This is a genomic window from Pseudomonas sp. P4_B3, assembly GCF_056402295.1.
In genome coordinates this window covers 55882-67471 of the sequence record NZ_JBFUHR010000022.1, presented here as the reverse complement: position 1 = coordinate 67471, position 11590 = coordinate 55882, and the positions used below count along the sequence as shown (strand labels likewise).

Annotated in this window: 14 protein-coding genes and 1 pseudogene; 11 read left to right on the top strand and 4 right to left on the bottom strand. The window is 59.6% G+C overall.

Annotated elements, in window-relative coordinates; translation table 11 throughout:
- The 4 genes from ileS to ispH all read left to right on the top strand — a co-directional run bounded on the left by ileS (nucleotide 1) and on the right by ispH (nucleotide 4859).
- Nucleotides 1-2832 (top strand): isoleucine--tRNA ligase, encoded by a 2832-nt coding sequence (ileS, locus tag AC1DWG_RS24115; RefSeq protein ID WP_477753714.1) that lies wholly within the window; start codon nucleotides 1-3, stop codon nucleotides 2830-2832.
- Complete coding sequence (gene lspA, locus AC1DWG_RS24110) at nucleotides 2825-3337, top strand: signal peptidase II (RefSeq protein ID WP_477764647.1); 513 nt, start codon at nucleotides 2825-2827, stop codon at nucleotides 3335-3337. Before ileS ends, lspA begins: the two co-directional genes overlap by 8 nt.
- A gap of 7 nt (nucleotides 3338-3344) precedes the next feature.
- Nucleotides 3345-3782 carry an FKBP-type peptidyl-prolyl cis-trans isomerase gene (fkpB, locus tag AC1DWG_RS24105; protein ID WP_172435403.1) on the top strand — a complete coding sequence of 146 codons (438 nt, stop codon included), beginning with the start codon at nucleotides 3345-3347 and terminating at the stop codon, nucleotides 3780-3782.
- 129 nt (nucleotides 3783-3911) lie between these two features.
- Nucleotides 3912-4859: a 4-hydroxy-3-methylbut-2-enyl diphosphate reductase gene (ispH, locus tag AC1DWG_RS24100; protein ID WP_477753712.1), complete on the top strand. Its 948-nt coding sequence runs from the start codon at nucleotides 3912-3914 to the stop codon at nucleotides 4857-4859.
- Here ispH and AC1DWG_RS24095 read toward each other — a convergent pair.
- Nucleotides 4828-5367, bottom strand: coding sequence for a GspH/FimT family pseudopilin (locus AC1DWG_RS24095; protein ID WP_477753711.1), 540 nt, complete (start codon nucleotides 5365-5367; stop codon nucleotides 4828-4830). The two genes, ispH and AC1DWG_RS24095, sit on opposite strands and share 32 nt — an antisense overlap.
- 130 nt (nucleotides 5368-5497) lie before the next feature.
- Between AC1DWG_RS24095 and AC1DWG_RS24090 the strand changes: the two genes are divergently transcribed.
- The 7 genes from AC1DWG_RS24090 to thiO are packed head-to-tail and all read left to right on the top strand — an operon-like array spanning nucleotide 5498 to nucleotide 9565.
- Nucleotides 5498-5971, top strand: a complete 474-nt coding sequence (locus tag AC1DWG_RS24090) for a GspH/FimT family pseudopilin (protein ID WP_477764645.1) — start codon at nucleotides 5498-5500, stop codon at nucleotides 5969-5971.
- Complete coding sequence (gene pilV, locus AC1DWG_RS24085; protein ID WP_477753709.1) at nucleotides 5968-6417, top strand: type IV pilus modification protein PilV; 450 nt, start codon at nucleotides 5968-5970, stop codon at nucleotides 6415-6417. Before AC1DWG_RS24090 ends, pilV begins: the two co-directional genes overlap by 4 nt.
- The gene (locus AC1DWG_RS24080; RefSeq protein ID WP_477753708.1) at nucleotides 6414-7121 is read left to right on the top strand and encodes a PilW family protein; all 708 of its coding nucleotides are present in this window, start codon (nucleotides 6414-6416) and stop codon (nucleotides 7119-7121) included. Before pilV ends, AC1DWG_RS24080 begins: the two co-directional genes overlap by 4 nt.
- A 10-nt stretch (nucleotides 7122-7131) precedes the next feature.
- Nucleotides 7132-7611: a pilus assembly PilX family protein gene (locus tag AC1DWG_RS24075; RefSeq protein WP_477753707.1), complete on the top strand. Its 480-nt coding sequence runs from the start codon at nucleotides 7132-7134 to the stop codon at nucleotides 7609-7611.
- The gene (locus tag AC1DWG_RS24070; protein WP_477764642.1) at nucleotides 7598-7996 is read left to right on the top strand and encodes a hypothetical protein; all 399 of its coding nucleotides are present in this window, start codon (nucleotides 7598-7600) and stop codon (nucleotides 7994-7996) included. Before AC1DWG_RS24075 ends, AC1DWG_RS24070 begins: the two co-directional genes overlap by 14 nt.
- Before the next feature lie 14 nt (nucleotides 7997-8010).
- Nucleotides 8011-8412, top strand: coding sequence for a type IV pilin protein (locus tag AC1DWG_RS24065; RefSeq protein ID WP_414875864.1), 402 nt, complete (start codon nucleotides 8011-8013; stop codon nucleotides 8410-8412).
- Nucleotides 8413-8464: 52 nt separating this feature from the next.
- Entirely contained in the window at nucleotides 8465-9565 is a 1101-nt protein-coding gene (thiO, locus tag AC1DWG_RS24060; RefSeq protein ID WP_477764641.1) for a glycine oxidase ThiO, read from the top strand.
- 91 nt (nucleotides 9566-9656) lie between these two features.
- Here thiO and AC1DWG_RS24055 read toward each other — a convergent pair whose 3' ends face one another.
- The 3 genes and pseudogenes from AC1DWG_RS24055 to AC1DWG_RS24045 all read right to left on the bottom strand — a co-directional run bounded on the left by AC1DWG_RS24055 (nucleotide 9657) and on the right by AC1DWG_RS24045 (nucleotide 11573).
- Entirely contained in the window at nucleotides 9657-10994 is a 1338-nt protein-coding gene (locus AC1DWG_RS24055; RefSeq protein ID WP_477764640.1) for a sigma-54-dependent transcriptional regulator, read from the bottom strand.
- Nucleotides 10991-11311: pseudogene (locus AC1DWG_RS24050) on the bottom strand (hypothetical protein); the annotation flags it as partial. The pseudogene AC1DWG_RS24050 and the gene AC1DWG_RS24055, both read right to left, overlap by 4 nt.
- 28 nt (nucleotides 11312-11339) lie before the next feature.
- Nucleotides 11340-11573, bottom strand: a complete 234-nt coding sequence (locus tag AC1DWG_RS24045; protein ID WP_223454819.1) for a PP0621 family protein — start codon at nucleotides 11571-11573, stop codon at nucleotides 11340-11342.
- Nucleotides 11574-11590 lie beyond the last annotated feature (17 nt).

The following is an 11590-nucleotide window of genomic DNA, read 5'->3' as shown; positions in this document are numbered from 1 at the left end:
ATGACCGACTATAAAGCCACGCTAAACCTTCCGGACACCGCCTTCCCAATGAAGGCCGGCCTGCCTCAGCGCGAACCGCAGATTCTGCAGCGCTGGGACAGCATTGGCCTGTACGGAAAGTTGCGCGAGATTGGCAAGGATCGTCCGAAGTTCGTATTGCACGACGGCCCTCCGTACGCCAACGGCTCGATTCACATCGGTCATGCGCTGAACAAGATTCTCAAGGACATGATCATTCGTTCGAAGACCCTGTCGGGCTTCGACGCGCCTTATGTCCCGGGTTGGGATTGTCATGGCCTGCCGATCGAGCACAAAGTCGAAGTGACCCACGGCAAGAACCTGGGTGCAGACAAGACCCGCGAGCTGTGCCGGGCCTACGCCACCGAGCAGATCGAAGGGCAGAAGTCCGAGTTCATCCGTCTGGGTGTGCTGGGCGACTTCGCCAACCCGTACAAGACCATGGACTTCAAGAACGAGGCCGGGGAAATCCGTGCCCTGGCCGAAATCGTCAAGGGCGGTTTCGTGTTCAAGGGCTTGAAGCCTGTTAACTGGTGCTTCGACTGCGGTTCGGCCCTGGCCGAGGCGGAAGTCGAGTACGAGAACAAGAAGTCCTCGACCATCGACGTGGCCTTCCCGATTGCCGATGAAGCCAAACTGGCTGCCGCCTTCGGTCTGCCATCGCTGGCCAAGCCTGCCTCGATCGTGATCTGGACCACCACCCCGTGGACCATCCCGGCCAACCAGGCGCTGAACGTCCACCCGGAATTCAACTACGCCCTGGTCGATGCCGGCGACAAACTGCTGGTGTTGGCCGAAGAGCTGGTCGAGTCGTGCCTGGCGCGCTACTCGCTGGAAGGTTCGGTAATCGCTACTGCCTCCGGTTCGGCGCTGGAACTGATCAACTTCCGTCACCCGTTCTACGACCGTCTGTCGCCGGTTTACCTGGCCGACTACGTTGAACTGGGCGCCGGCACCGGTGTGGTTCACTCCGCTCCGGCCTACGGCGTAGACGACTTCGTGACCTGCAAGAAGTACGGCATGGTCAACGACGACATCCTCAACCCGGTACAAAGCAACGGCGTTTACGTACCGTCGCTGGAGTTCTTCGGTGGCCAGTTCATCTGGAAGGCCAACCCGGCCATCGTCGACAAGCTGACCGAAGTCGGTGCGCTGCTGCACACCACTATCATTGAACACAGCTACATGCACTGCTGGCGCCACAAGACCCCGCTGATCTACCGCGCCACCGCGCAGTGGTTCATCGGCATGGACAAGCAGCCGACCACCGGCGACACCCTGCGCCAGCGCTCGCTCAAAGCCATCGAAGAGACCCAGTTCGTTCCGGCCTGGGGCCAGGCGCGCCTGCACTCGATGATCGCCAATCGTCCGGACTGGTGCATTTCCCGTCAGCGCAATTGGGGCGTGCCGATCCCGTTCTTCCTGAACAAGGAAAGCGGTGAGCTGCACCCACGTACCGTCGAGCTGATGGAAATCGTTGCCAAGCGCGTTGAAGTAGAAGGCATCGAAGCCTGGTTCAAGCTGGACGCCGCGGAGCTGCTGGGCGATGAAGCGCCGCAATACGACAAGATCAGCGACACCCTGGACGTCTGGTTCGACTCGGGTACCACGCACTGGCACGTCCTGCGCGGTTCGCACCCGATGGGCCACGAAACCGGCCCACGCGCCGACCTGTACCTGGAAGGCTCGGACCAACACCGTGGCTGGTTCCACTCGTCGCTGCTGACCGGTTGCGCCATCGACAACCACGCACCGTATCGCGAACTGCTGACTCACGGCTTCACTGTCGACGAGTCCGGCCGCAAGATGTCCAAGTCTTTGGGCAACGTGATCGCGCCACAGAAAGTCAACGACACCCTGGGCGCCGACATCATGCGTCTGTGGGTTGCTTCGACCGACTATTCGGGCGAAATGGCGGTTTCCGAGCAGATCCTGCAACGCAGTGCGGACGCCTACCGGCGTATCCGTAACACCGCGCGTTTCCTGCTTTCGAACCTGACCGGCTTCAACCCGGCCACCGACCTGCTGCCAGCCGAAGAAATGTTAGCTCTGGACCGTTGGGCCGTAGACCGTACCCTGCTGCTGCAACGCGAGCTGCAAGAGCACTACGGCGAGTACCGCTTCTGGAACGTGTACTCGAAGATCCACAACTTCTGCGTGCAGGAACTGGGCGGCTTCTACCTCGACATCATCAAGGACCGTCAGTACACCACTGGCGCCGACAGCAAGGCCCGTCGTTCGTGCCAGACCGCGCTGTTCCACATCTGCGAGGCGTTGGTGCGCTGGATCGCGCCGATCCTGGCGTTCACCGCCGACGAACTGTGGCAGTACCTGCCGGGCGAGCGTAACGAGTCCGTCATGCTCAACACCTGGTACGAAGGCCTGACCGAATTGCCGCAAGGCTTCGAGCTGGATCGCGCTTACTGGGACCGGATCATGGCGGTCAAGGTCGCGGTCAACAAAGAAATGGAAATCCAGCGCGCGGCCAAGGCTGTCGGTGGCAACCTGCAAGCCGAAGTGACGCTGTTCGCCGAAGACGCGCTGACCGCCGACCTGGCCAAGCTGAGCAACGAACTGCGCTTCGTGCTGATCACTTCGACCGCCAGTGTCGCGCCATTGGTGCAGGCACCGGCCGATGCCGTGGTCACCGAAGTCAGCGGCCTGAAGCTGAAGATCGTCAAGTCGGCCTTCGCCAAGTGCGCCCGTTGCTGGCACTGCCGTGAAGACGTCGGTGTGAACCCGGAGCATCCGGAAATCTGCGGCCGTTGCGTGGATAACATCAGCGGCGCTGGCGAGGTCCGTCACTATGCCTAATGCCGTTGGCCGTTTCGGACGGCTGAGCTGGCTCTGGTTGAGTTTGCTGGTCCTGGTCATCGACCAGGCCAGCAAGTTCTACTTCGAAGGCTCGCTGAAGATGTACCAGCAAATCGTGGTGATCCCCGATTACTTCAGCTGGACCCTGGCTTATAACACCGGTGCGGCGTTCAGCTTTCTGGCTGACAGCTCCGGCTGGCAGCGCTGGCTGTTCGCGTTGATCGCTGTCGTGGTCAGTGCGGTGCTGGTGGTGTGGCTCAAGCGTCTGGGGCGCAACGAGACCTGGCTGGCGGTTGCGCTGGCACTGGTACTCGGCGGCGCACTGGGCAATCTGTATGACCGCATTGCCCTGGGCCATGTGATCGATTTCATTCTGGTGCATTGGCAGAACCGCTGGTATTTCCCGGCGTTCAACTTTGCCGACAGTGCAATCACGGTTGGTGCTGTCATGCTGGCACTGGATATGTTCAAAAGTAAAAAGACCGGAGAAACCGTTCATGACTGAACAGGTATTGGCTGAGCAACGCATCGGCCAGAACACGGAAGTCACCTTGCATTTCGCATTGCGCCTGGAGAACGGCGACACCGTGGACAGCACCTTCGACAAGGCCCCGGCGACCTTCAAGGTCGGTGACGGCAACCTGTTGCCAGGTTTCGAAGCGGCCCTGTTCGGTTTCAAGGCCGGTGACAAGCGTACGCTGAGCATCGAGCCGGAAAACGCTTTCGGCCAGCCGAACCCGCAAAACGTGCAGATCATCCCGCGCTCGCAGTTCCAGGACATGGAACTGTCGCCTGGCTTGCTGGTGATCTTCAACGATGCGGCCAATACTGAGTTGCCAGGCGTGGTGAAAGAGTTCGATGATGCGCAAGTGACCATCGACTTCAACCACCCGCTGGCTGGCAAGACGCTGACCTTTGACGTGGAAATCATTTCCGTCAAAGCGCTGTAACTGCTTTTCAGTAGGAGCGAGCTTGCTCGCGATGATCGTTAACGAATACGCGTTCTTCTGAATTAACGCGGTGTCCTTTAGGATTTCGCGAGCAAGCTCGCTCCTACAGGGCAAGACACGAGGCACAGCATGCAAATCAAACTCGCCAATCCCCGTGGCTTCTGCGCCGGTGTGGACCGGGCGATCGAAATCGTCAACCGCGCCCTGGAAGTCTTCGGGCCACCGATCTACGTGCGCCATGAAGTGGTTCACAACAAGTTTGTCGTCGAAGACCTGCGCTCCCGTGGTGCGATCTTCGTCGAAGAGCTGGACCAGGTGCCGGACGACGTCATTGTGATCTTCAGTGCCCACGGCGTTTCCCAGGCTGTGCGCAGCGAAGCGGCTGGCCGTGGGCTGAAAGTGTTCGACGCCACGTGCCCGCTGGTGACCAAAGTCCACATTGAGGTGGCGCGCTACAGCCGTGACGGCCGAGAGTGCATTCTCATCGGCCACGCCGGTCACCCGGAAGTCGAAGGCACCATGGGCCAGTACGATGCCAGCAGTGGTGGCGCGATCTACCTGGTCGAAGACGAGAAAGATGTCGCGGCGTTGCAGGTGAACAACCCTGAAACGCTCGCCTTCGTGACCCAGACAACCTTGTCGATGGACGATACCAGCCGCGTTATCGACGCTCTGCGTTCGCGCTTCCCGGCCATCGGTGGGCCGCGCAAGGACGACATTTGCTATGCCACGCAAAACCGTCAGGACGCGGTCAAGCAACTGGCCGACGAGTGCGACGTGGTGCTGGTGGTCGGCAGCCCGAACAGCTCCAACTCCAATCGCTTGCGCGAATTGGCGGAACGCATGTCCACTCCGGCCTACCTGATCGACGGTGCCGAAGACCTGCAAAAGAGCTGGTTCGACGGTGTCGAGCATATCGGCATCACCGCTGGCGCCTCTGCCCCGGAAGTCCTGGTGCGCGGCGTGATCCAGCAGTTGCAGGCCTGGGGGGCTACCGGTGCCGATGAACTGGCCGGTCGCGAGGAGAACATCACGTTCTCGATGCCTAAAGAACTGCGCGTTCGCTCGTTGCTCTGAATTTATTCCTTTCTTTGCATAACGCCTGCTCAGCCTTGTCGTTGCGCAGGCTGACGCGACCGGTCCGTGCCAACACCACTTGATGTTGGCTCACCGGGTCGCGAACGGCGCAAATGTGCAATGTCCCTCCAAACAGTGGCTCGCCCTGACCTCTGAAGCGTATTGAGCTTTCGACCGTACCGTTCCCCACAATCGACACTCGTGCGCCGCTCTGGCGTTCGGCCAGCAGTGGATTGTCGCTGTCCATTTCCCCCTTGCCGCTGATATCCAGAATCATCCGCCAGCCTTGGCTCCAGTCGCCATTGATGCCGTGAATCACCACGGCCTGGTTGCGGACGATGGCTTCAGTCCGGGCGGTGCGAATACCGCTGGAAAGAGCCTGTGCCGCTTGCTCTCTTTGGTTCGACTCGATGAGTGCTCCGTATGTCGGGCTGACCAAATGCAGAACAATTCCCGTAATTGCCAGTCCCATGAGCAGTTCGATCAGGCTGAAGCCTTGTTGCCGCATGACATATCCCTCCGTGGCGTGCTGTGGCTCGCGCAATCCCTGCGCGAGAAATGCCAACGCAAACGCACCGCATCGCTCGAATGTTGTGCCGCGTAAGGGCAGGTATAGCTGAAGGAAACAGAAGGCCCCGATGGATCATCCTACAAAAGGTTTCACGCTGATCGAGTTGCTGGTCGCGCTCGCGATCCTTCTGATTTTGCTGACTCTGGCTGTTCCGGCGTTTACCCGCTCGACGCAAACAACCAGGGCTGATACTGAAATCGCTGACCTGCGACGAGCCCTGAATTTTGCCCGGCTCGAAGCCATCGATCGGGGCAACACCACACGGGTGCGCCCGACGGCCGGTGGGGATGCCTGGAGCGGGGAGCTGGCGGTTTACGACGGTACAGGCGCTTTGGCCAATGTATTGCGGGTTGTTCCGGCGATGAGCAGCAGCGCAACTCTGGCGCTAACCTCAGGCCTGACTTTCATCGATTTCAACAGTATGGGCGGATTGTCATCACCGTCCTCAGAGGTGGTGATCAGCTATGGGCGGGGAGCACAAGGCAGGACGCTGACGGTGTGTTTGAACGGACGAATTCTATTGGGTGGAAATTGCGGATGAAAGCAGGGAGCAAGCGCACGCAAGAGGGCATGACGCTGATCGAAGTCCTGGTGGCGTTAGTCATTCTGGGAGTGGGGTTGCTGGGGGCAGCGGCGTTTCAGCTCAATGCGTTGAAATACACGGACAGCGCGCGCATGACCAGTCAGGCCAGTTTTATCGCCTACGACCTGATGGACCGCATTCGCGCCAACGCCGCTGCGGATTACACGATTGCGCCGCCGGCTTCGGGCAATCCGGACGTTACCCGGGATCAGGACCTGTTTGATTTCAACGCCAGCATTGTCAGTTCACTCGGTGCCTCCGCGACGGGCAGTGTCACCGTCAATCAGAAGGTGTACACCATCACGATAACCTGGGACGACTCACGGGCTGCGAAGGCCGCCGACTCGCGGCGCAGCTTCGTCCTGACCAGTCGCACGGCCATTGATCCGGTGGTGACCCCGTGAGTCGCCGCAGCAAGGGGTTTGGCCTGGTCGAGCTGCTGATCGCCATGGCTTTGAGCCTGGTTGTGGTGCTGGGCGTGGTACAGGTTTTTATCGCAGCCAAGAACACTTATCTCAGCCAGAACGCTGCCGCGAACATGCAGGAGGACGCACGTTTCGTGTTGAGCAAAATGATTCAGGAAGTCCGCATGGTCGGGATGTTCGGTTGTCTGGAAACGATCACCGATTCAAGTGAGAAAGGTGATTTCCATGCCAGTCAGCTAGCACCGATCCGTTGGGACAACGGCGGCCGCAAGTTGACGCTGGTTACGGCGGATGTCGGCGGCAATGGCGGCAAGCCGGACTGGACCGTGCTTTCCGATTGTCGAACCAATTCGACGGCCTACAGTGAAGGTCGGACGCCAGTGGCAGGGCAACTGGCCTTTCCGATCCGGCGGCTGATTTACAGCTTCAGCAACAACCAACTGCTGATGAAAGGCGGGGCCGCAGCAGACCAGGTATTGGTGGACAACGTCAGCGCTTTCGACGTGAGCTTCGGCCTGGCCAGTACAGCCACTGATCTGGCTGCCTCGCGCTACAGTAGCAACCCGCCGGACCCCGCGCTGATTCGTAGCGTTCGCCTGAGCCTGACCCTCTTCGATCCGAATCACCGGGTGAGCGATCAAACCTTCAACGTGGTTGCCGCTCTGCGCAACCGCTTGCCATGAGAGGGTGCCAATGAGTCGGTCTCCCATGACGTGTGATACCCAGCGCGGCATGGCACTGTTGGTCAGTCTGGTGTTCCTGCTCTTGCTGACGTTGATTGGTCTTTCATCGATGCAGAGCGCTACCCTGCAGGAAAAAATGGCCGGTGGCGTCGCCTTGCGCAATCAGTCGTTCCAGAGTGCCGAAGCCGCATTGCGGGTGGGCGAGAGTGCCGTGCGGCGGGACAGTTATGCGTTACCTGTTTGTAGCGGCATCGTTCAATGCGCACCACCGTCCGAGTCTTCGACTATTACTGCTGCCGGTTTCAACGCCTCTTCAGGCGTGACCTGGGTTGCATCGGGCAAGGGCTTTTATGGCGTGCAAAATATCGGTGTCAGCCGAAATGCGGTGAATGTGCCCATCAATACCCCGGCGACCTTGTATCGGGTAACGGCGGTCGGCATCGCAGGGCATTCGCGCAGTGTGGTGGAGAGCATCTATGCGAAGTACTGAGCGACCTGTCAGGTTATGGTCACAACTGATCTATGTCGTAGTCGCGCTTGACCTGTCGATGTCGGCGCACGCTGCCACGTCAGCGGATTCGCCAGCGCTGAACCGGCCAACCTGTCTGGCCAATGGCAACTGGTACGGTTTTTACCACAGCAATCAGGGGTTGAAAGCCGTCTGCCTGAAGCTGCCGGAGGCGATCAGCGTTAAGATGCTCGACAGCAACGCCGATGGAGTGGTCGACAACAGCGACACACTATCCGATGGCGTGATCTTTATCGGCGAGCATTCGACCCAGGACGGGGCCGTGAACGATTCCACTGGCGACGGTACTGCGGGGATGGAAAAATCCGGCGGCAGCCGTCGCATCATGTGGCGACAAATACAGTAAGTGAGAGTTGAGGCATGCGTAGTTCCAACCGCGGTTTTACCCTGATCGAAATCATGATCGTGATTGCGATCATCGGGATTGTCATGACCATTGCTGCCCCGAGTTTCACCGAATACCTGAACAAGGGCCGTCGCGCAGAAGTGGCCGGTCTGCTCTCGGAGCAGGCGCAGCTGCTGGAGCGCTTCTACTCGCAAAAAAATGCCTACACCGATGCGACGGGCCTCAGTGCCGGCAATGATTACTATGCCATCACACCGACCCTGACCGACCAGACCTTCCTGTTGACGGCGGTGCGCAAGGCTGACTCGAGCATGGCCACTGACAAGTGTGGTGATCTGACCATCACCAATACCGGGGTCCTCGGCATGGTCAACGCAAAATCCGGTCTGACCAGCAAAGACTGCTGGGGGCGCTGAGTTTTTTCGGGTGCCTTTGCACTCTCTGTCTATTTAACGATTGGATCAGAACATGACCAGGCAACAGCAAGTGGTGATTGTCGGCGGTGGGGTGATTGGTTTGCTGACGGCCTTCAATCTCGCCTCCGAAGTGCAAAGCGTTGTGCTGCTGGATCGCTCGAGCGTCGGCCAGGAATCGTCCTGGGCGGGTGGCGGCATCGTTTCGCCGCTTTACCCGTGGCGCTACAGCCCAGCGGTCACCGCGTTGGCTCACTGGTCCCAGGACTTCTACCCGCAACTGGGCGAGCGCTTGTTTGCCGCCACCGGTGTTGATCCTGAAGTGCACACCACTGGTCTGTACTGGCTGGATCTGGATGACGAGGCTGAAGCGCTGGCATGGGCCGCCCGGGAAAATCGTCCGTTGAGTGCGGTGGATATTTTGGCGGCCCATGACGCCGTGCCGGTGCTGGGCAGCGGTTTTTCCCGGGCGATCTACATGGCCAACGTCGCCAACGTGCGTAATCCGCGTCTGGTGAAGTCACTCAAGGCCGCGTTGCTGGCGCTGCCGAACGTGACGATTCATGAGCAGTGCGAAGTCAGCGGGTTTGTTCGTGACGGCAATAAAGTGGTCGGCGTACAGACCTCCACTGGTACTGTCCTGGGCGATCAAGTCGTCCTGACGGCGGGGGCCTGGAGCGGTGATTTGCTCAAGCTTCTTGATCTGACGCTGCCGGTCGAGCCGGTGAAAGGGCAGATGATTCTCTACAAGTGTGCGGCGGATTTCCTGCCGAGCATGGTCCTGGCCAAGGGCCGTTATGCGATTCCCCGGCGCGACGGGCACATACTGATCGGCAGCACGCTGGAGCATGAAGGCTTTGACAAGACGCCGACCGGGTCGGCACTGGAAAGCCTGAAGGCGTCCGCGGTGGAATTGATCCCGGCGCTGGTCGATGCTGAAGTGGTGGGGCATTGGGCCGGATTGCGCCCGGGATCACCCGAGGGCATTCCTTATATCGGCCCGGTGCCGGGGTTTGACGGGCTCTGGCTCAACTGCGGGCATTACCGTAACGGGCTGGTGTTGGCTCCGGCGTCATGCCAGCTGTTTGCCGATGTGATGCTGGGCCGGGCGCCGATTATCGATCCGGCGCCTTATGCGCCTGCCGGAAGACTTTGAAGCAAGCACAAAAGATCGCAGCCTGCGGCAGCTCCTGCAGAATGTACGCTCCCAGGTAGGAGCTGCCGCAGGCTGCGATCTTTTTAAAGCATCAATCCAATCCCAACTTCTTGAGCCTGTAACGCATCGACCTGAATGACAGGTTCAACCGCTGAGCCGCCGCCGTGCGGTTCCAGCGGGTTTCCTCCAGGGCCTGGAGCAGCAATTGGCGTTCGACGTTTTCGAGGTAGGTTTCCAGATTGTCGATCCGGGTCAGGTCCGGCACGCCACCTTCAGCCCCACAGTTGCCTTCAGCCAGGCGCAGGTCGCCGGCTTCGATCTGTTTGTTCTCACACAAGGTGTGCGCCCGTTCGAGCATGTTTTCCAGTTCCCGCACATTGCCCGGGAAGCGATAGCTTTTCAGCGCATCGAGGGCCTGGGGGTGGAGTCTCGCAGCAGGTTGACCGGTATCGGCGGCCAGGCGCTTGAGTATGTGGCTGGCCAGCATTTCGATGTCATCGCGACGCTCGCGCAAGGGCGGCACCGGGAGTTCGATCACGTTCAAGCGGTAGTAAAGATCATGACGAAATCGTCCGGCGGCAACTTCGGCGCCAAGGTCCTTGTGCGTGGCGCAGAGAATGCGCACATCCACCGCCACTTCCTGCTGCCCGCCGACGCTGCGTACGGCTTTCTCCTGAATCGCGCGCAGCAGTTTGACTTGCATTGTCAGCGGCAGGTCAGCCACTTCGTCGAGGAGCAGCGTGCCGCCGTGAGCTGTCTGGAACAGGCCGGGTTTGTCTTCGATGGCGCCGCTGAAACTACCTTTGCGATGGCCGAAAAACTCACTCTCCAACAGTTCCGAAGGAATCGCCGCGCAGTTGATCGCAATGAATGGCTGATTGGCGCGGGGGCTTTGATCGTGGATCAGGCGTGCGACCAACTCCTTGCCGCTGCCGGATTCTCCGCTGATGTATACCGTCGCATGGCTGCTGGCCAGTTTGGTGATGTGTTTACGCAGGTTGCGCATGGGTAATGAGTCGCCCAACAAACATCGATTGATGCCAGCCCCGCGGGCAGGAACCAGCAGGGCGCTGGTGACCAGTTCACGCAGGCGCGTAAGGTCCACCGGTTTGGTCAGGAAGTCGAATGCCCCGGCCTTGAGCACATTGATCGCGGTTTCGAGACTGGCATAGGCAGTGATCATTGCCACCTGGACCTGAGGGTGGCTTTGCTGGATGTGCTGCACCAGCTCCAGGCCGGTACCGTCCGGCAATTGCATGTCGGTCAGGCATAGATCGAAGGTTTCGCGTTTGAGCAGGGATTGCGCTTCGCCGACGTTGCGGGCGTTGAACGTCTCCAGTTTCATCCTTCCCAGGGTGATTTCCAGGAGTTCGCGAATGTCTGGTTCGTCATCGACGATCAAGACTTTTTGTCGTGGTCTCGTGTTCAACGTGGGGTTCGTCCGTGAGCATAGGTCATGCAAAAGCAGCCGTCTTCCTGGCGTGCTTTGAAGTCTAGGCGGGACAGAATGCTTTCGCCCGGCTGGCCGGACAGATAAAGCCCCAGGCCTTTGATATGGCGGGCTGGGGCTTCATTATCGAGTATTTCCAGTGATTTCAGGTCGAGCCGTAGCGGCGACATTTGCTCGCGGCGCTGCAGGTGCAGGACGTTTTCGATTACCCGGTTCATTCGCAGAGAGTGATCTTGAATAATCTGCGTCAGACGTCGATCGATGCCTTTCAGTTCCTTGGGGGCGCGCGATAGTTCTCAATCGGTCGCCATTTCGGGTGAGGTGTCAGCGGCCTCTGGAGCCCTTGTCTTGCTCGAGATGAGCCTGGCTGCAATACCATTGCTGGTCGAGGCTCAGCGCACGGTCACGGGGCAGGTGAACGCCGCAATGGGCGCAACGGACCATTGGCGCCGCTTCCCGTTCGGCAGGGGGCTTGGGGGTGGAGGCCTGCCCCTTGAATTTGCGCCAGAACCATACTGCAGCGGCAATCAGGGCGATCCAGAACAATAAACGAAGCATGGTGAGCTGCTTTTCGA